The following is an 18,958-nucleotide window of genomic DNA, read 5'->3' as shown; positions in this document are numbered from 1 at the left end:
GAAGGGACGCCCCGTGGCCCAGTCGGTCGAGTCGGCCCAGTCGGTCGAGCCCGTCGAGTCCATGCATCGCGCCGCCGTGCTGCACGGCCCCAAGGACGTGCGCGTCGAGGACCGCCCGGTGCCCGAGCCCGGGCCGGGTCAGGTCCTGGTCGCTGTCCGTGCCGTCGGACTGTGCGGGTCCGACCTGCACTACTACGCCCACGGCGAGAACGGCCCGAACGTGCTGCGGCAGCCGACCGTCCTCGGCCACGAGCCGGCCGGCGTGGTCGTCGGTCACGGCGCGGGCGCCGACGACCTGCCCCACGGCACGGCCGTGGCCATCGAACCGGCGCACCCGTGCGGCACGTGCGCGCTGTGCCGGGCCGGGCGCTACAACCTCTGCCCGGAGGGCACCTGCTTCGGTTCGCCGCCGACCGACGGCGCGCTCGCCGAGTACGTGTGCGTGCCGCGGGACTTCGTGCACCCGCTGCCCGCGTCGACGGACGTCCGGCTCGGCGCGCTGATCGAGCCGCTCGCCGTCGCCGTGCACGCGGTGCGCCGCGCCGCGCTCGCCCCCGGTCACCGTGTGCTCGTCACGGGGGCGGGGCCCATCGGTGTGCTGGTCGCACAGGTCGCGGCGGCCGTCGGTGCCGGGTCCGTGACGGTGTCCGATGTGGCAGCCGAGCGGCGGGAGTTCGCGGCGCGGCTCGGCCTGCACACGGTCGACGCCGCCGGCCTCGCGCCCGATCCGGAGCGGTCCCACGCGCTCGCCTCGCCGTACGGCTACGACGCCGTCCTCGACTGCTCCGGCGTGGGGCCCGCCCTGGTGTCGGGGATCCGCGCGCTGCGCCCCGGCGGCACCGCCGTGGTGGTCGGCAATCCGGGCCGACCGCTGACCGAGCTGCCGCTGGCGTGGATGCAGCGTCAGGAACTGTCCCTTGTGACGTCGTTCCGGTACGGGGCAGGGGACTTCGCGGCGGCCGCCGCGCTCGCGGGGCGGGTCCGTCTGGCCGAACTGGTCACCTCCACCTTCCCGTTGGAGCGGGCGTCCGAGGCGCTCGAGGTCGCGCTGACCGACCCGTCGCAGATGAAGGTCCTCGTCGAGCCGGCGCGGGAGGTCTGACGATGACCTTGCGCACCCGGCCGCGCCTGTCCCGTACCGCGCTCCCCGTGGCCGGCCTCAAGCTGCCTCCGCCCACCCCCGAACCCGGCATCGTCCACCTCGGCATGGGCAACTTCCACCGCGCCCACCAGGCTGTCCACACGGCCGACGCCCTGCGCCACAGCCCCGGCCCCTGGGGCATCACCGGTGTCTCGACGAGCGCGGCCCGCGGTCCGCGCCCTGTACTGACCGGCATGGCGGAACAGGACCAGCTGTACACGGTCCTCACCCTGCGCCGCGACGCGGGCGTCGCCGCGACCGTGCCCGGGGTGCACCATCCGGGCCTCGTCGCCGACGGACAAGGCGCCGAGGTCGTCGCCGCGATCGGCAGCCCCACCACACGCATCGTCTCCCTCACGGTGACGGAGAAGGGGTACACCTTCGGCGCCGACGGCCGCCTCGACCTCGACGACCCGCTGGTCCGCGCCGACCTCACGGGCGGCACACCCCGCACCACCGTCGGCCTGATCGTGCGCGGGCTCCAGCACCGGGCCCGCGCCGGCGGGGCGCCGGTCACCGTGCTCAGCTGCGACAACCTCATGGACAACGGGCACCGGCTGCGCGCCCTCATCGACGAGTTCGTCGCCGCGCTGCCCGCCGCGGAACGCCCCGAGCTGGAGACCTACGTCGCGAACTCGCTCACCACGCCGAACAGCATGGTCGACCGGATCGCGCCCGCCACCACCGACGAGCACCGTGACCTGGTAGCCCGCGCCTTCGGCGTCCGCGACTCGGTACCGGTGCCCGCAGAGCCGTACCGACTCTGGGTCATGGAGGACGACTTCCGCGCCGGACGCCCGGCCTGGGAGCACGCGGGCGCGCTGTTCACGGACGATGTCGCCCCGTACGAACTGATGAAACTGCGGCTCCTCAACGGCGCCCACTCGCTCCTCGCCTACCTCGGCCTGCTGCGCGGACACCGCTGCATCGACCAGGCGGTGACGGACGAACTCCTCGGCGGTGCGGTGGAGTTCGCGATGCGTGAGGAGATCCTGCCGACGGTCCCGGAGCCCGAGGGAATGCCGGGCGAGGCCTACGTCACCGAACTCCTCGACCGGTTCGCCAATCCGGCGCTCGGCCACCGCACCGCGCAGGTCGGCTCCGACGGTTCCCTGAAGATCCCGGTCCGCTGGGCGGGGGTGCTCGCCGAGTCGCTGGCGGCGGGACGCGTCCCCCGCGTCCTCGCTCTCGGCCTCGCCGCGTACGTGCGCGTCATGACAGCCGACGACGCATACGACGAGCGTGCGCTCGGCACGGTCCACGACGGTGCCCGGTCGCGCCTGGTCGAGCTCGCGGCCCGTGCGAGCGGCCCCGCCGACGCGGCCCGCCTGCTGCTCCGCGAAGGCGAACTGCTGCCGCCGGAGGTCGCCCAGCACCCCGAACTCGGCGCTGCCGTCGGCGAGTTCGCGCACACGCTCGCCGTGCACGGCATCGAGGCCGCGCTGCGTTCCGCGCGCACCTGATCCAGGTGCCGGCCGCCGGACCCGCGCTCCGGCCTGCACCTCCCCTGCCCCGCGCTCCCCCATCGAGAAGAACGGCACCCCATGGCCACCATCACCTCGGCCGAGGTCTTCGTCACCTGCCCCGGCCGCAACTACGTCACCCTGAAGATCACCACCTCGGACGGTGTCACCGGCATCGGCGACGCCACCCTCAACGGCCGCGAGCTGTCCGTCGCCTCCTATCTGCGCGACCACGTCTGCCCCGTCCTGATCGGCAAGGACCCGGCCCGCATCGAGCAGGTGTGGCAGTACCTGTACAAGGGCGCCTACTGGCGGCGCGGCCCGGTCACCATGACGGCCATCGCCGCCGTCGACGTCGCCCTGTGGGACATCAAGGGCAAGGTCGCGGGCCTGCCCGTGTACCAGCTGCTGGGCGGCGCGGCCCGCGACGGCGTCACCGTCTACGGCCACGCCAGCGGCAACACGGTCCCCGAACTCCTCGACGACGTACAGCGTTTCCTCGACAAGGGCTTCCGCGCGGTGCGCGCCCAGGCGGCGGTGCCCGGTCTGGAGCGGGTGTACGGCATGCGCAAGGGCGACGGCGACACCTATGAGCCCGCCGACGGGGCGCTGCCCAGCGAGGAAGTCTGGGACACCGGCGCCTACCTGGACTTCGTGCCGGCCTACATGTCCGCCGTCCGCGAGCGGTTCGGCTACGACTTCCACCTGCTGCACGACGTGCACCACCGGCTCAGCCCCATCGAGGCGGGCCGCCTGGGCAAGTCACTCGAGCCCTACCGCCTGTTCTGGATCGAGGACCCCACCCCGGCCGAGGACCAGGAGGCCTTCCGCCTCATCCGGCAGCACACCACGACACCGCTCGCGGTCGGCGAGATCTTCAACTCGATCTGGGACTGCCAGCACCTGATCACCAACCGCCTCATCGACTACATCCGCACCTCCGTCTCGCACGCCGGCGGCATCACGCACCTTCGCAGGATCTTCTCGCTCGCCGAGCTGTACGGGGTCCGCTCCGGCTCGCACGGCGCGGGCGACCTCTCCCCCGCGTCACTCGCGGCCGCGCTCCACGTCGACCTGTCGATCCCGAACTTCGGCATGCAGGAGTACATGGCCCATCTCCCGGGCTACGAGGCGGTGTTCGAGACGTCCTGGACGTTCGAGGACGGCCTGATGCACCCCGGCGACCGCCCCGGCATCGGCGTCGAGTTCGACGAGAAGGCAGCCGAGCGCTTCCCGTACGAGCGCAAGTACCTGCCGGTGAACAGGCTGCGGGACGGATCCGTGCACGACTGGTGAGGCGAGGCGCCACGGCGGCCGCCCGCCGTGGCGCCTCGGCGGCCCACGGCCGGGAACCCGGGGCCGTCACAGCGGCCCGCTGCGCCGCACCCCCGCGGCGTATGCTTGCGCAGGTCAGGGGAGGAGGCACCATGGGGCGGATGCCGTCGGCGCAGCGGCGCAGGCAACTGGTCGAGGCTGCCATCCGGGTCATGGCCCGTGACGGCGTCGCGAAGACCACCACGCGGTCCGTCGTGGCGGAGGCGGGCGTCTCGCTGAGCGTTTTCCACTACTGCTTCGACTCCAAGCAGGAGTTGCTCGAAGCGGTGATGGACACCATCTCCGAGCACTCCGAGTCGGACGTCCTCACCACGCTCACCCGCAGGCCCACCCTGCGCGAGACGATCCGCGCCGGGCTCCAGGCGTACTGGGACCACGTACTGGCCAATCCCGGTGAGCACATGCTGACGTACGAACTCACCCAGTACGCCCTGCGGGAACCCGGCTACGAGCATCTCGCCCGGCGGCAGTACGAGCGTTATCTGGCGGCCCACACCAAGGTGCTCCGTCAGCTCCCCGCGGCCCTGGGCGTGGACCTGACCGTGCCCGAGCCCGCGGCCGCCAGGTATCTGGCCGCGCTGACCGACGGGCTCACCCTCAACTTCCTCGTCCTGGGCGACGAGGAGAAGGCGGGCGACGTGCTCGACGTCGTCGCGGACCAGATCCTGACGTTGCTGCGGGAGTAGCTCAGCGGCCGTACACGGCCGCCTCGTTGATCGAGTAGCCGTACTTGGTGGCGCGGGTCACGCCGTGGATGCGGACGTACCGCGCCTGCACCGGGCTGAACACCGCGTTGTCCAGACCCCCGTCGCCGCTGTCGGTGGACCACACGGTCCGCCAGGTGCTGCCGTCGTCGGAGACCTCGACCCGGTAGGCCCGCGCGTAGGCCTTCTCCCAGTCGAGGGAGACCTTGCCGACGGTGCGGGAGCCGCCCAGATCGAGCCGCAGCCACTGGTCGTCCGACCAGCCGCTCGCCCATCTCGTGCCGGTGTCACCGTCCACGGCCCGCCCCGCGGCATAGCTGGTGAACGGGTTCCACTCCGTGGAGCTGGCGCTCGCCGGGGCGCCGGCGGCGAGGTCGGGCGCGGGCTTGTGGAGTTCGGTCGCCTTCCAGGTGCGGAGGTAGGACTCCGCGCCGCCCAGCAGATCCTGCACCGTGTCCTTGCCGCCGCTGAGCCGCATCTGCTCGAGCCAGTCGGGCACCATGCCGACCTGGGCCGCACCGTCGGTGTTGAAGTCCCAGGTGCGTTCCCCGGTTCGCTGACGGTCGATGACGGAACCGCCGTCGGAGCTGCGGAAGGGGTACTTGACCGCGTTGGGGGCGTCGGGTCCGACCGGTCCCGGCCAGCCGCCGACGCCGTTCATGTCGGTGCCGTAGCCGAGTCCGACGCCGTACTTCTGGCGCAGCGCCCTGGTCCCGGCGGACTCCTTGGCGAAGCTGTCGGCGCTGGACATGTACGAGGCCTTGAAGCCGCCGAGTCGGTAGACGCGCTCCAGCCAGCCGTCGTCCATCCAGCTGTGGCTGGAGAGCACGCCGGGGTAGTCCGCCGACTCCAGCAGGTCCAGGGTGCGGCCGGCCGCCTTGACGCTCATGTGGTCGACCTCGACCATCATGTTGCGCTTCATCAGCCCCTTGACCGCGTACTCACCGAGGCGGGTCAGACCGCGGCTGTTGCACTGCGCGTCGCTGTCGTACGTGGGCACCTTGGTGCCTGCGGGGAGCAGCTTGGTCACCTCGGCCGGTGCGGCCGCGTTGCCGGTGGGGTTGTCGTGCTGCGGACCGCTGCACTTCTCCGTGTTCCAGAAGGTGCCGGTGGAGAGGAACTGACCGATGTCCACGGCCGTTCCGATGGTGCCGGAGTCCATCCGCACCCCGCACAGGGCGTTGTCGAACTTGTGGCACAGGAACATGCTGCGCACACCCAGCTTGTACAGCTCGTCCAGACCGCTGTCGATGTCGGCCTGGCTGCACTGCGGGACGTCGAGGATCTGCTTGCAGCCGAAGGGCTCCGAGGTCTCGACGCCGAGCACCACGGCGAGCTTGCCCTCCGCGACGACCTGACGGGCCTGGGCGGAGTCGGTGACGATACGGAAGAAGCCCTTGCCCTTTCCGCCGTAGATCTTGTCGATGTAGTCCTGCATCTCGTAGGACTTGCGGGCCTCGAGGCGGATGGCGTCCATCTCGTTGCAGCCGCGGTCCCTGACGTAGATCGAGCACAGCAGGCCGTTGGTGACCAGGTCGTTGACCAGCACCCGCTGGCCGCCGCGCCAGGCGCGCTCCAGCCACGCGTAGTAGTTCTGCTGGTGACTGAGGGAGTCGTGGGCCGGCCAGTCCTTGAACGTCGGCCAGCCCACCGGGTCGTGGTGGCCGTCCGCGCCGCCGGTGACGTTCTCGAAGAGGGCGAGCGAGCCGTCGGGATAGTGCTCGGGGCAGTCCTTGAGGGCGTCGGCGATGCCCGCTTCGGAGAACGGCTTGCCGCAGATGATGCGGCCGCCGAAGCCCTCGTTGGACATCAGGTGATCGTGCGCGTCGACGAAGCCGCGGACCCGGCCCTGGCTGTCCGTGCCGTGGAAAGGTTCGCCGGTGACGTTGATCTGGGAGTCGGCGGCGGGCCGCGCCGTGGGCTCCCACCAGGGGGTGTCGGCGCCGACGGCCGGAGGGGAGCCCACGCCGAGAGCCAGCAGGAGGGTGACGACGACGGCATACAGGCTGCGTCTGCGGAGGAGGGTCATCCGGGCTACCTTCGCTGTCCGGGACGGGCACGCGCTAACTTACTCGCGCGTAGGTCCCGTCGAGGATGGCGTGGACCTGACACCGAGTCAATAGTCCGGGACAGATGACCTATTTGATGCATCGTCAGCTCCCCTGGCTGAAAAAGACCCCTGACCTGGTCGGAGAGAAGAGCCATCCAAAGGGACGCTTCTGGAGGGCGCATCGGAGGGCGCATCGGCGACCGAGACGGCGGAGCGTCCCGTTCATGAGCCACCACGACCTGCGCACGGCCGCTCCCGATGTCAATCTGGGAAGCAGGTCGGTCCCGGTGCTGATTCCTCAGCGCCGGGACCGACCTGCTGTGTGGGGCCGTCGGGGAACCGTCTGGCTGTCCGCTACCGGTTGCGGCTGCGGGGGCCGTTGTACTGCTGGTCGGTGACGGGCTCGGCCCACACCGTCTCGGGGGTGTCGTCGCCGGTGCCTTCCCACATGGCGATGTGCTCCATGAACCGGTCGGGTGCGGCACCGTGCCAGTGCTCCTCGCCCGGCGGGCAGGAGACGGTCTCGCCGGGGTGGGCCTCGAGGAGTGTGCCGTCGCGGGTGCCGATCAGGGCGATGCCGGAGACCACGTGCAAGGTCTGTCCCACGGCGTGGGCGTGCCAGTTGGTACGGGCGCCCGGGGAGAAGCGGACGAGGTTGGCTCGCATGCGGGAGGGCTCCCGGCCCGCGACGATCACGTCCCACCAGACGTCTCCGGTGAACCAGTCGGCCGGGGCCTTGCTGGTGGACTGCTGCTTGATGAACTCCATGACGGTTCCTTTCGGTTGGGCCCGGTTCAGTGAGGTGAGCGGGTCATCGGGCGACATAGCCGCCGTCGACCGGGAGTGCGACGCCGATGACCAAGCCGGCTCCGGACGAGTCGTCGGAGCAGGCGGTCACGGCCGCCCGCGGAACGGCCGGCGGGACGGCCGGGCCAGGGCCCGGCGGGCTGCGCCGTTCCTGAGGGTCATCCGGCGAAGACGTCAGTCGGGCAAGGGCTCGGCGTAGTGCCGGAAGCCGCCGCGTTCGGTGTGGAGGGCGTACAGGCGCTCGGCCAGGACGGCGGGGCTGCTGTGCTCGGCATCGGGCCGGATCGCTCCGGGGATGATCAGCTGGGCGGCGTGGATGTTCTCCGGGGCGAGCGCGTCGTGCAGCATCTCCGCGTAGGCGCTCTCGGCGGCGAACGCGACAGAGGTGCCGGCCCGCTCGGGGTGCGGCCGCACCGCACTGCCGCCGTTGACGAACAGCAGGGTGCCCCGGCCGAGTGCCCGCATCCCCGGAAGAACGGCGTTGACACAGGTCACCGGGCCCTTGACCGAGAAGGCCAGCGGGTCTTCGAGATCGTCTGCGGCGACGTCGAGAACCGGCTTCATGAAGTCGGCGCGCGGCACCGGGCTGTACTGGAGGATCTCGATGGGCCCCAGCGTCTCGGCGGCCGTGTGCAGAGCCGCGGTCAAGGAGTCCGCGTCGAGGACATCGGCGGTGAAGCCGCGGGCCGCCACTCCTTCGCGGTCGAGGCCGGCCCTGAGGGTGTCCAGGTGCTCGGCGCTGCGGGACAGGAGCGCGACGCTGTGGCCTGCGGCTCCGAAGCGGCGGGCAGTGGCGAGCCCCAGACCGGGGCCTGCGCCGACAAGAGCGAACGTGGTCACGGTGAGTCCTTCACAGAAGTGGCAGGGGCCGGGGCGCATGCGCTGCCCCGGCGGGGGTGGGGCGGTGGGTCAGGGGGTGAGGAGGGTCTTGATGGCGCGGCGTTCGTCCATCGCCTGGTAGCCCTCGGCGACCTGGTCGAGGGGCAGGGTGAGGTCGAAGACCTTGCCCGGGTCGATCCGTCCCGACAGGACACGGTCGATGAGGTCGGGCAGGTACCGGCGCACAGGGGCAGGACCGCCTCGCAGGCCGACGTGGGAGAAGAACAGCTCCTGCCCGTCCACGGCGACGCCGTGGGGCACGCCGACGAAGCCGACGCTGCCGCCGGGCCGCGCCGAGTGCAGGGCCTGCCGCATCGACTGTGCGGTGCCGACGCACTCCAGGACCGAGTCGGCGCCGATCCCGCCGGTCAGTTCCTTGATGCGGGCCGCGCCCTCCTCGCCACGCTCGGTGACGATCTCGGTGGCGCCGAACTCCAGGGCGAGATTCTGGCGCGCCTCGTGGCGGGACATGGCGATGATCCGCTCCGCGCCCATCTCCTTGGCGGCGATCACCCCGCACAGGCCGACCGCGCCGTCGCCGACCACCACCGCGGTCGAGCCGGGCTTCACCTCGGCGGCCTCCGCGGCCCACCAGCCGGTGCCCATCACGTCGGAGACGGCGAGCAGGCCGGGCCAGAACTTCTCGTCGGGGTGCTCGTCGGTGGCGACCAGGGTGCCCTGGGCATGAGGGACGCGGACGAGGTCGGCCTGGCAGGTGGACATGAACTCCCGGTGCAGGCAGCTGGACTGCCAGCCGTTCCGGCAGTTCGCGCAGGTGTTGTCCGAGGTGGCGAAGGAGCCGACGACGAACTGGCCCGGCTTGACCGAGGTGACCTCGGATCCGACCTCCTCCACGAAGCCGACGTACTCGTGCCCCATCGGGTGGGGGTCACCTATGGGCTCGGCGCCCCGGTAGGGCCACAGGTCCGAGCCGCACACGCAGGTGACGGCCGTGCGGATGATCGCGTCGGTCGGGTTGAGGATCTTCGGGTCGTCGAGGGTCTCGAAGCGCACATCGCCGGGGGCGTGGATCACTGCTCCGCGCATGAGGGGTTCCTTTGCGTGCTGAGGCGTGCGCCGCCGGGAAGGGCGGCGCCGCCGAGTGCAGGTGCGGTCCGGTTCGTGGGCGGCGAGCCGCGCACGAACCGGATGCGGGCTTCCCGTCAGCCGCCTCACAGCCGGCTGGAAGCACCACGTCGTCCAGGTAACCCGCTCTCCGCGCACGCAGCGAGTCACCGTCAAAGGGTGTACTGGCAGTACATCCCTTCGGACGCATACGGGACGTACGGTCGAGAGGTGGACAACCGTGAAGAGGTCCGCGAGTTCCTCACCTCGCGGCGCGCAAAGATCACCCCGGAGCAGGCCGGCCTGCCCCCCGGCAGCCGGCGGCGCGTCCCCGGTCTGCGCAGGAGCGAGGTCGCCGCGCTCGCCGACATGAGCGTCGAGTACTACGCCAAACTCGAACGCGGCAGCCTCGCCGGCGTCTCCCCGGCCGTCCTCGAAGCCGTCGCCCGCGCGCTCCGGCTCGACGACGCCGAACGCGCCCACCTGCTGAACCTCGCCCAGGCCGCCGACGGCTCCGACGCCCTCACCCGCCCCGGACGCCGCACCGCCCGCCCATGGGCACCCCACCGCAGCCTGCAGTGGACCTTGGACGCCATCACCGCCGGACCCGCCTTCGTCCGCAACGGCCGCATGGACATCCTCGCCGCCAACCAGCTCGCCCGTGCCTTCTACGCCGACGTCTACGCCTCCGCGCACAACCAGGCGAACCTCGCCCGCTTCAACTTCCTGGACCCCGCCTCCCGCCGCTTCTACCCCGACTGGGACCAGACCGCCGACATCGCCGTCGCCATCCTGCGTACCGAGGCCGGCCGCAGCCCCCACGACAAGGATCTGCACGACCTCGTCGGTGAACTGTCCACCCGCAGCGACGAGTTCCGCACCCGCTGGGGCGCCCACAACGTCCGCCGGCACGGCACCGGGACCAAACGCTTCCACCACCAGGCGGTCGGTGAACTCACCCTTGCCTACGAAGGGCTGGACATGACCGCCGAGCCCGGCCTGACCCTGACCATCTACACCGCCGAACCAGGGTCCGCCTCCGAAGAGGGCCTGCGCCTGCTCGCCTCATGGGCCGCCACCCAAGAAGCTCCTTCACCCACACAGCAACCCACAACACGCTGACTCGCTTCGACGACCCGCCGGAAGCCGCCGAGTCCCGTCATCACGGAGGCGCGCAGGGGGCGCGCCGTCGTGGCGCGGCGGTCACGCGTCGAGGCGGCGCTCGGCGAGCCAGGTGACGATCTCGGGGTCGTGGTGGTCGAAGAACAGCGAACTGCCGCTGTCCAGGGTGGCGATCCGGGCCATCTGCTCGTCGGTGAGTTCGAAGTCGAGGACGTCGATGTTCTCCGCCATCCGCTCGGCGCGCACGGACTTGGGGATGGCCACGACTCCGCGCTGGGTCAGCCAGCGCAGCACGACCTGCGCGACCGACTTGCCGCACTCCTCGCCGATCTCGGCCAGGAGCGGATTGGTGAACAGGTCGTTCCTGCCCTCGGCGAAGCCGCCCCAGGACTGGATCTGCACGCCGTGTTCGCGCATGAGGTGCTGGTAGTCGGCGCGCTGGAAGAAGGGGTGGGTCTCGATCTGGTTGACCTGCGGGGCGATCTCGTTGTTGACGATCAGGTCGATCAGGCGGTCGGGGTAGAAGTTGGCGACGCCGATCGCCCTGGCCGCCCCCTCGCGGTTCAGTGCCTCCATGGCGCGCCACTGGCCGTAGACGTCGCCGAAGGGCTGGTGCATCAGGTACAGGTCGAGGTGGTCCAGGCCCAGCTTGGTCAGCGACGTCTCGCACGCGCGCCTGGTGTTGTCCTGGGCGGGGGCGTCCTGGACCCACAGCTTGGTGGTGACGAACAGGTCCTCGCGGGCGATGCCGCTGGACTTGATGGCGCGGCCCACGGCTTCTTCGTTGCCGTAGGCGGCCGCGGTGTCCAGCAGGCGGTAGCCGGCGGCCAGCGCGTCGGACACGGCGCGCTCGGTGTCCTCGGCCGGTATCTGGTAGACGCCGAATCCGAGGAGCGGCATCTCGACGCCGTTGCTCAAGGTCACGTACTGCATGGGGGATGTTCCTTTGCTGAAGGTGGAGTGAGGGTGTCAGGGAGTGATGAGGGCCTTGAGGACCTGGCGGTCCGCCATGGCCCGGTAGGCGTCCGGCGTCCGGTCGATGGGAACCGTCCGGTCGAAGACGCGGCCCGGGGCGATGGTGCCGTCCAGGACGTCGGGCAGCAGCTGCTCGATGTAGGCGCGGGCGGGGCTGGCACCGCCGGTCAGCGTGATGTTGCGCATGAACACGGCGGGTCCGACGGGCCCCTGCTCGTACTGCGGGACGCCGAGCCGGCTGATGGTGCCGCCGTCCAGGGCCGCGCCCAGGGCGGTGTCGAGGGCTTGGCGGGTGCCTACGGCCTCGATCACCTTGTGCACGCCCCCGGTCAGCTCGCGGATGCGGGCGACGCCCTCCTCACCGCGCTCGGCGACGACGTCGGTGGCGCCGAACTCCCGGCCCAGGCCGGTTCGCGCTTCATGGCGGCCGGCGAGGACGATCCGCTCGGCGCCGAGCCGCTTCGCGGCGATCACCGCGCACAGGCCGACCGCGCCGTCACCGACGACCAGCACCGTGTCCCCGCGGGCGACACCGGCGGTGACCGCGCCGTGGTGGCCGGTGGTCATCACGTCCGACAGTGCCAGCAAGGACGGGAGCAGCGCGGAGTCGGCGGCCACCGGCAGCTTCACCAGCGTGCCGTCGGCGTAGGGGACGCGGACGGCTTCGCCCTGCCCGCCGTCGACGCCGTCGAAGCCGTACCGGCCTCCGTTGCGGCACGAGATGTGCAGTCCCTTGGCGCAGTAGTCGCAGGTGTTGTCGCTGTAGGTGAACGGGGCGACGACCAGGTCACCCGCCTTCAGCCCGGTCACCTCGGCGCCGGTGTCCTCGACGACCCCGAGGAACTCGTGTCCCATGGGACGGCCGGTGTCGGTGGCGGGCATCGACCGGTAGGGCCACAGGTCGCTGCCGCACACGCACGAGGCGACCGTGCGGACCAAGGCGTCGGTCGGCTGGACGATCTTGGGGTCGGGCCGGTCCTCGACGCGTACGTCACCGGCTCCGTACATCACTGCTGCGCGCATGAGGGTGCTGCTCCAAACGGGGGGTGGGCTGAAAAAGGGGTGGGCTGAAAAGAGGGGCGGGCTGTCGCGAGGGGGCGGGTCAGCGTTCGAGCATCTGCGCCTGCGCCTCGGTGTGCGTGTCGCCCGCAGCGGGCGGCAGGCTGCTGAGCTTGTCGAGTTGCTCGCCGGTCAGCGTGACGGTGTCGGCGGCGGTGTTCTCCTCGACGCGGCCGACGCGCTTGGTGCCGGGGATCGGGGCGATGTCGTCGCCCTGGGCGAGCAGCCAGGCCAGGGCCACCTGCGCGGGCGTGACACCGACGTCGGCCGCCACACCCTGCACCTCGTCGGCGATCGCCAGGTTGCGCTGGAAGTTCTCACCGGTGAAGCGGGGGTTGTCACGCCGGAAGTCGCCTTCGGCGAACTGGTCGGTGGCGCGGACGGTGCCCGTCAGGAAGCCGCGGCCCAACGGGGAGAACGGCACCAGGCCGACGTTCAGCTCACGCAGCACGGGAAGGACGCTCTCCTCGATCCCGCGCGTCCACAGGGAGTATTCCGACTGGACCGCGGTGACCGGCTGGACGGCGTGGGCGCGGCGGATCGTGTCAGGGCCGGCCTCGGAGAGGCCGAACGCGCGCACCTTGCCCTCGGCGATCAGCTCGCGGACGGCGCCTGCGGTCTCCTCGATCGGCGTGTTCGGATCCACCCGGTGCTGGTAGTACAGGTCGATGTGATCGGTGCCGAGCCGCTTCAGGGACCCTTCGACGGCCGTACGGATGTTGGCCGGGCCGGAGTCCAGGTTCCACGCGCCGTGGCCGGCATGGGAGACCAGGCCGAACTTCGTGGCCAGCACCACCTGGTCCCGGCGCCCCTTCAGCGCCCGCCCCAGCAGCTCCTCGTTGGTGTAGGGGCCGTAGATCTCGGCGGTGTCGATGAGCGTGACGCCCAGCTCCAGCGCCCGGTGCACGGTCCTGATCGACTCCGCCTCGTCGGTACCGGCACCGGTGTAGCCGTGGGACATCCCCATCGCACCGAGACCGATCCGGGAAACCTCCAGGTCACGCAGCTTGATGTAGCGCATTTCGCCCTCTCCGGTTCGTGGCGTCGCCCGGCACCCTCGCTCTCGCCCGGCCGGCCAGTCGTGTCTGGGGGCTCCGGCCTTGTTCCGGGGTGTCGGCGTCTTGCTCCTTCACCTTCACGCGGATTGCCCCGGTGTGGCAGGGCGGGCTCTTCAGGGGTAATGACAGGGCCCCCCTCCGGCCTGCGCGGCTGGTCCTGAGCGGGTGAGACTGGAGTCATGGCATCCGAGAGCGCGCACAGCGAGGGCGCCGAGCTGGGCCGCTATCTGCGCGCCCGCCGCACCCAGACCAGCCCTGGACACGTCGGCCTCACCGTCGGCGCCGGCATCCGTCGCACCTCCGGCCTGCGCCGCGAGGAGCTGGCCACGCTCGCCGGCATCAGCATCGACTACTACGTACGCCTGGAACGCGGCAAGGAGACCCGCCCCAGCCCCGCCGTCCTCGACTCGCTCGCCCGCGCCCTGCACATGGACGACCAGGAGCACCAGCACCTGCGCGAGCTCGCCGCCCGCGCCGCCCGATACATCCCCGAACCGCCGCCCGCTCCCAGCCGCACCGTGCGCCCCCACCTCAAACTGCTGCTCGAATCACTGCGGCCGAACCCGGCCTACGTCATCAGCCGCAGCATGGACATGCTGGCCTGGAACCCCGGCGGCCTCGCCCTCTACGCGGGCCTGGACGACTGGCCCGTCAAACAGCGCAACCTGGCCCGCTACCTCTTCCTGCACCCTGCGGCCCGCGGCCTCTTCCCCGATTGGGACCGGCAGATCACCGCCTGCGTCGCCCGGCTGCGCGCCGTCGCCGGCACCGCCCCCGACGCACCCGACCTCACCAACCTCGTCGGCGAACTCCTCCTCAAGAGCCCCGACTTCGCGGGCCTGTGGGAACGCTACGAAGTGACCGGACGCAAGCCCGCGCACAAGACGTTCCAGCACCCCCTCGTCGGGACGGTCACCCTGACCTCGCAGTCCCTGCAGGTGGAAGGCACCCCCGGTCAGCGCATCGGTGTCTACACCGCCGAACCCGGCAGCCCGGACCACGACGCTCTGCTCCTGCTCGACATGACCGCGGTGCGACCGGCACAAGGCCCGTCGCCCGCCACCGAAGCCACCGGCCGGCAGCCGTAAGCAGGTCCCGAATCCGGCCTGCACTACAACTACTTCCGCCATTACCACCCCGAGACGGCACGCTAGGTATCGCCCGATCCGCTAGGCCTGACTCCCGCACCCAACCCGTCCACCTATGTGGACAACCCCCATGCCTGGTCGGACCCGCTCGGCCTGGCGCCGGAGTGTCCGCCGAAGGGCGAGCACTCCAACCCCTTCGAGCGCCGGGAGGACGCCGAGAGGGCGGCTTTCGAGGTGGCGGGCGTCCCCTACGGGGCCGCGCCGGACGCGCAGTGGGTGGTGACGCGGGACAAGACCCTCAAGCACATGCCCGGGCACGTCTACTCGAAGGAACCCACCCACTGGGGCAACTTCCGGCAGTTCGAGACCTCGGACGGCTCCAGAGTGGTGGTCGAGCACAAGAACAACTGACGGACAAGGACCACAGTGAACAACGACGACATCACGGATCGCTTCCGCCAAGCCGGACTGGGCGTCGGGGAGTTCCTCGACGACGGGACGAGTCCGACGGTCACCGAGGCGTTCCGGGTGACGGCGAACATCGACACCGTGCCGTCGGCCCGGGTGCCGAAGCGCGACGAGGACGCCCTGCGCCGGGCTCAGGACCTGTGGCTGTCGGCGGCCCGGCAGCGGGGCGTCGTCACACCCGACGGCGCCTTCCTCACGGCCGCCGGGCTGAACGAAGGCTGGCTCCACGTCACGCTCACGCCCGACACCGACCTCTCCCGGCTCACGGATCCCTCCGGCGGCATCGAGTTCCTCACCCGCTCACCGGACGATTCCCGGCTCTGCGCGATCTCCACCGAGGGCGGCGAACACTGGGTCATCGACGAGGCGTACCCGCCGGCGGACGACGAGGACGACTGACGCACGTCTCACCATCGACCCGACGCACGACGGCACCAACGGCACGGGACCGGCCACCGCCGTTGCGGCCCCGAGCAGCACGCCCTGGTGAGACGCATGCCCTCGACGCCGTCCCGAAGGAGGGAGACATGAGTGACCGTGATGATTCCGACGACGACCTGAGCGACCTGACCGATTCACTGCCGGAGGATGAGGATCCGAGTGGGCACGCCGACGGTGACGACGGCGACACTGAGCCATCTCTCATCGAGGAGCTGCGGGCCTATCTCGAGTGACCACGGTCTCCGGTGACGTCTCCTTACGACGACGAACCACGGCGGGCGCCATGACGTACCCGCTGTACGTGCTCCACGACGAGGTCGGGTACACCGCGATCCGGGCGTTCCACCACGACGTTCCGCGGTGGCCGCTGCTGATCGCGCTGGTGGTGGGACTGCTGACGCTGTCCTGCGCGGTGGCTCGATGGGTGGAGAAGCCGGTGGGCAGACGGCTGCGCCGCTTCCTGGAGAGCGCCCGCTTGCCACTGCCCACCCGCGCCCGCAACTGAGCCCGGCGCGGGGAGGCGTCCAACTGGGCCCGGGCGACTGGGCCGCCGTCCGTCCGCCCCCAGCCGCGGCCGAATGTCTCTATGACCGCAACGTCTCCGAAGGAGACTCCCCGAACTGCTGGCGGTACGTGAGTGAGAAGCGGCCTGGGTGCAAGAAGCCCCAGCGGGACGCGACGGCGGTGACGGTCGTGGCACCCGGGTCGGAGGTCAGGAGTTCCTTGCGTACACGGTGCAGGCGGACCTCGCGCAGGTACGCGAGCGGTGTCGTGTCGAGGTGCCGGCGGAAGCCTTCCTGGAGGGCCCGCACGCCGACGCCGACACATTCCGCGATCTCAGCGACCGTGAGGGGCTCGGCGGCGTGACCCTCGATGATCTCCATGGCGCGTCGTACCGCGGGCGGTGCGATGCGCGGCTGTTCGCCGAGCAGCGCCGGCGTGTAATTGCTGGGCTGGGCCATCAACAGCTGGGTCATGAGGAGTGATTCGAGCTGTTGTGTCACGACGGGCCGGTTTGTCATGCCGTCAGGCCCCTCCGCCTCCCGACGCATGAGGTCGACGATGTTCAGCCAGGAGCGGGAGCCCGGTGTGGTGAGGTCCATACCGAGCGAGAAGGAGATCGGGCGGCGCACAGTGCGGCCGAGCAGACTTCCCAGGTGTGACTCCAGGGATGATCGGTCGAACCACACGATCAGCTGCGGATTGCCACCACCCCAGCGCATGTCCAGCTTTCCGGTCGGAGAAGGGACGGAAGCGAGTTCGGGGGAGGAAATGATCTCCTCGCGGCCGCAGGTGATTTCGGCGTGACCGGCGAGCGGGATCTGGACGAGGAAAAAGCTCTCCAGGTCGCCCGGCGTGATCCGGACCTCCGTTCCGTAATCGAGGTAATACAGACCTGTCCGGTCAAAGGGTGCGCCGTGCAGCCGGGCATCGAGCGTCGCCGAGCGCTGCATGATGCGCAACTCATGTGGACAGAAGGCGCGGCCGACCTCGGACCGCGCCTCCCAAATGTCCGCTGTATGAAGCCGCTGGTGATTTGCGAGGGGAGGCACTTCAGCGGGCACGCAAACCTCCACCGCCGAGACGCGCGATCAGGACAGCAATCCGCGTGATCCGGATAGCAAAGATGATCTTTCCATACCAAGGTTGATCCCCGGCACGTCGATCAGAAACCAAAAAATCAACAATGCAGGGAGTGCCGGGCCGGACTGCGGCTGTCACGGGAGCGGAGCCAGGCCCAGCGGCCGGCCCGTCGCATGCGCGCCGCGCGTGCTTGCGCGCGACCTGCGCGGAGAGGGCCGCCGAGGCCGTACCCCCGCGCGTCGCGGCGCCCTTGCCTCTGCCCTCCGGCTCACCGAGTCGGCCGGTCCCCTACGGGTGACCCGGCCTCCCGCGGCTGCCCCCGGCCCCCTCCGGGGGCAGCCGTATGCCATACGTGCGCCCCCACTCATTGACGCCGCCACCTTGCCGGAACGCTGTTCCAGCGCTCGGCACCGCTCACAACCGCACAATCCGACCCCCGGAGGTCCCCCCATGCGCAAGATCACCATCGTCGGAGCCGGCCAGGCCGGCCTCCAGCTCGGTATCGGTCTGCTCGGCCACGGTTACGACGTCACCGCCGTGTCCAACCGCACCGGAGACCAGATCCGCGAGGGCCGGGTCATGTCCAGCCAGGCCATGTTCGGCACCGCGCTGGCCCACGAGCGCAGCCTCGGCCTCGACTTCTGGGGCGACGCCTGCCCGCCGATCGCCGGGCTCGGCGTGAGCATCGCCGACGGCCAGGGCGGCCGGGCGCTCTCCTTCGACGCCCGCCTCGACGCCACGGCCCGCTCCATCGACCAGCGCGTCAAAATGCCGATCTGGATGGGCGAGTTCGCGCGCCGCGGCGGCCGTCTGGTCATTCACGAGGCCGGCATCGAGGACCTGGAGCGCTACGCCGCCGAGTCCGACCTGGTGATCGTCGCGGCGGGCAAGGGCGAGATCGCCGGACTGTTTCCGCGGGACGCCGAGCGTTCCCCGTACGACGCTCCGCAGCGCGCGCTGGCCCTGGCGTACGTCACCGGCATGGCGCCGCTGCCCCACCGCCCCGGCGTCAGCTTCAACGTCGTCCCCGGTGTGGGCGAGTACTTCACCATGCCCAGCTTCACCACCAGCGGCCCCTGCGACATCATGTTCTTCGAGGGCGTCCCGGGTGGCCCGTTCGACTGCTTCGACGGACTCACCCCCGCCCAGCAGCCGGCGAAGTTCCAGGAGCTGCTGCGGACGTACGTCCCGTGGGAGGCCGAGCGCTGCACCGATGTCGCGCTCACCGACTCGAACGGCACCCTCGCGGGCCGCTTCGCGCCGACCGTCCGCAAGCCCGTCGCCACGCTGCCCTCCGGCGCGCAGGTGCTCGGTCTCGCCGACGTCGTCGTCCTCAACGACCCCATCACCGGCCAGGGTTCCAACAACGCCTCGAAGTGCGCGGCCTCCTACCTCGCCACCATCCTGGACCACGGTGAGCGCCCGTACGACGCGGCGTTCATGGAGCTGGCCTTCGGCCGCTTCTGGGACACCGCGCAGTCCGCCACGACCTGGACCAACGCGATGCTCGGCGCCCCGCCGCAGCATGTCCTGGAACTCTTCGGCGCGGCGAGCGTCAACTCCCGTATCGCCGCCCGATTCGTCAACGGCTTCGACGACCCGCGCGACTTGTTCCACTGGTTCATGGACCCGGTCGCCGCGAAGAACTACCTGACCGAGGTCCATGCCTGAGGCTCCGTCAGGGTCAGCGAGTCAGCGACTGACAGCGCGTCAGCGGTA

18 protein-coding genes and 1 pseudogene are annotated in these 18,958 nt (G+C 70.8%); 11 read left to right on the top strand and 8 right to left on the bottom strand.

The annotated features are described in order from the left end of the window. Window positions 1-13: 13 nt before the first annotated feature. The 4 genes from ACZ67T_RS32860 (at window position 14) to ACZ67T_RS32845 (ending at window position 4,625) form a co-directional block, all read left to right on the top strand. Window positions 14-1,102: an alcohol dehydrogenase catalytic domain-containing protein gene (locus ACZ67T_RS32860; RefSeq protein WP_469988837.1), complete on the top strand. Its 1,089-nt coding sequence runs from the start codon at window positions 14-16 to the stop codon at window positions 1,100-1,102. A 2-nt stretch (window positions 1,103-1,104) separates the two neighbouring features. Continuing rightward, window positions 1,105-2,604, top strand: coding sequence for a mannitol dehydrogenase family protein (locus ACZ67T_RS32855; RefSeq protein WP_469988835.1), 1,500 nt, complete (start codon window positions 1,105-1,107; stop codon window positions 2,602-2,604). 81 nt (window positions 2,605-2,685) lie between these two features. Continuing rightward, entirely contained in the window at window positions 2,686-3,900 is a 1,215-nt protein-coding gene (gene manD / locus ACZ67T_RS32850; RefSeq protein ID WP_469988833.1) for a D-mannonate dehydratase ManD, read from the top strand. A gap of 131 nt (window positions 3,901-4,031) precedes the next feature. Then, the gene (locus ACZ67T_RS32845) at window positions 4,032-4,625 is read left to right on the top strand and encodes a TetR/AcrR family transcriptional regulator (RefSeq protein ID WP_469988831.1); all 594 of its coding nucleotides are present in this window, start codon (window positions 4,032-4,034) and stop codon (window positions 4,623-4,625) included. A gap of 1 nt (window position 4,626) precedes the next feature. Here the strand turns inward: ACZ67T_RS32845 and ACZ67T_RS32840 are convergent, their stop codons facing one another. From ACZ67T_RS32840 to ACZ67T_RS32825, 4 genes are all read right to left on the bottom strand, one after another. Further along, the gene (locus ACZ67T_RS32840; protein WP_469988829.1) at window positions 4,627-6,672 is read right to left on the bottom strand and encodes a galactose-binding domain-containing protein; all 2,046 of its coding nucleotides are present in this window, start codon (window positions 6,670-6,672) and stop codon (window positions 4,627-4,629) included. Between the two features lie 375 nt (window positions 6,673-7,047). Beyond that, window positions 7,048-7,461: a (R)-mandelonitrile lyase gene (locus ACZ67T_RS32835; protein ID WP_469988827.1), complete on the bottom strand. Its 414-nt coding sequence runs from the start codon at window positions 7,459-7,461 to the stop codon at window positions 7,048-7,050. 213 nt (window positions 7,462-7,674) lie between these two features. Then, window positions 7,675-8,340, bottom strand: a complete 666-nt coding sequence (locus tag ACZ67T_RS32830) for an SDR family NAD(P)-dependent oxidoreductase (RefSeq protein ID WP_469988825.1) — start codon at window positions 8,338-8,340, stop codon at window positions 7,675-7,677. Between the two features lie 69 nt (window positions 8,341-8,409). Then, a complete protein-coding gene (locus tag ACZ67T_RS32825; RefSeq protein ID WP_469988823.1) occupies window positions 8,410-9,426 on the bottom strand; it encodes a zinc-dependent alcohol dehydrogenase family protein in 1,017 nt (338 codons plus the stop codon). Window positions 9,427-9,675: 249 nt separating this feature from the next. Between ACZ67T_RS32825 and ACZ67T_RS32820 the strand changes: the two genes are divergently transcribed. Continuing rightward, a complete protein-coding gene (locus ACZ67T_RS32820) occupies window positions 9,676-10,566 on the top strand; it encodes a helix-turn-helix transcriptional regulator (RefSeq protein WP_469988821.1) in 891 nt (296 codons plus the stop codon). Window positions 10,567-10,647: 81 nt separating this feature from the next. On the opposite strand, the gene ACZ67T_RS32815 is transcribed toward ACZ67T_RS32820, so the two are convergent. From ACZ67T_RS32815 to ACZ67T_RS32805, 3 genes are all read right to left on the bottom strand, one after another. Next, on the bottom strand, window positions 10,648-11,499 hold the full coding sequence (locus ACZ67T_RS32815; protein ID WP_469988819.1) for an aldo/keto reductase: 852 nt from the start codon (window positions 11,497-11,499) through the stop codon (window positions 10,648-10,650). A 36-nt stretch (window positions 11,500-11,535) separates the two neighbouring features. After that, entirely contained in the window at window positions 11,536-12,564 is a 1,029-nt protein-coding gene (locus ACZ67T_RS32810) for a zinc-binding dehydrogenase (RefSeq protein ID WP_469988817.1), read from the bottom strand. A gap of 79 nt (window positions 12,565-12,643) precedes the next feature. Further along, the gene (locus ACZ67T_RS32805) at window positions 12,644-13,621 is read right to left on the bottom strand and encodes an aldo/keto reductase (RefSeq protein WP_469988815.1); all 978 of its coding nucleotides are present in this window, start codon (window positions 13,619-13,621) and stop codon (window positions 12,644-12,646) included. 216 nt (window positions 13,622-13,837) lie between these two features. Between ACZ67T_RS32805 and ACZ67T_RS32800 the strand changes: the two genes are divergently transcribed. From ACZ67T_RS32800 to ACZ67T_RS32780, 5 genes and pseudogenes are all read left to right on the top strand, one after another. Further along, window positions 13,838-14,746, top strand: a complete 909-nt coding sequence (locus ACZ67T_RS32800) for a helix-turn-helix transcriptional regulator (protein WP_469988813.1) — start codon at window positions 13,838-13,840, stop codon at window positions 14,744-14,746. Then, a pseudogene (locus tag ACZ67T_RS32795) lies at window positions 14,747-15,157 on the top strand (RHS repeat-associated core domain-containing protein); the annotation flags it as partial. 15 nt (window positions 15,158-15,172) lie between these two features. Next, complete coding sequence (locus ACZ67T_RS32790) at window positions 15,173-15,613, top strand: hypothetical protein (protein WP_469988811.1); 441 nt, start codon at window positions 15,173-15,175, stop codon at window positions 15,611-15,613. A 128-nt stretch (window positions 15,614-15,741) separates the two neighbouring features. Beyond that, complete coding sequence (locus tag ACZ67T_RS32785; RefSeq protein WP_469988810.1) at window positions 15,742-15,888, top strand: hypothetical protein; 147 nt, start codon at window positions 15,742-15,744, stop codon at window positions 15,886-15,888. Window positions 15,889-15,938: 50 nt separating this feature from the next. Then, window positions 15,939-16,160, top strand: coding sequence for a hypothetical protein (locus ACZ67T_RS32780; RefSeq protein ID WP_469988808.1), 222 nt, complete (start codon window positions 15,939-15,941; stop codon window positions 16,158-16,160). Between the two features lie 79 nt (window positions 16,161-16,239). Here ACZ67T_RS32780 and ACZ67T_RS32775 read toward each other — a convergent pair whose 3' ends face one another. Continuing rightward, the gene (locus ACZ67T_RS32775; RefSeq protein ID WP_469988887.1) at window positions 16,240-17,208 is read right to left on the bottom strand and encodes an AraC family transcriptional regulator; all 969 of its coding nucleotides are present in this window, start codon (window positions 17,206-17,208) and stop codon (window positions 16,240-16,242) included. A gap of 481 nt (window positions 17,209-17,689) precedes the next feature. On the opposite strand from ACZ67T_RS32775, the gene ACZ67T_RS32770 reads away from it, so the two are divergent. Further along, entirely contained in the window at window positions 17,690-18,910 is a 1,221-nt protein-coding gene (locus ACZ67T_RS32770) for a styrene monooxygenase/indole monooxygenase family protein (protein WP_469988806.1), read from the top strand. The last annotated feature ends 48 nt before the right edge of the window (window positions 18,911-18,958 follow it).

This window comes from Streptomyces sp. NPDC107517, from assembly GCF_055582645.1.
The sequence above is the reverse complement of the archived record's forward strand: the minus strand, read 5'-3'. Positions and strand labels throughout refer to the sequence as shown.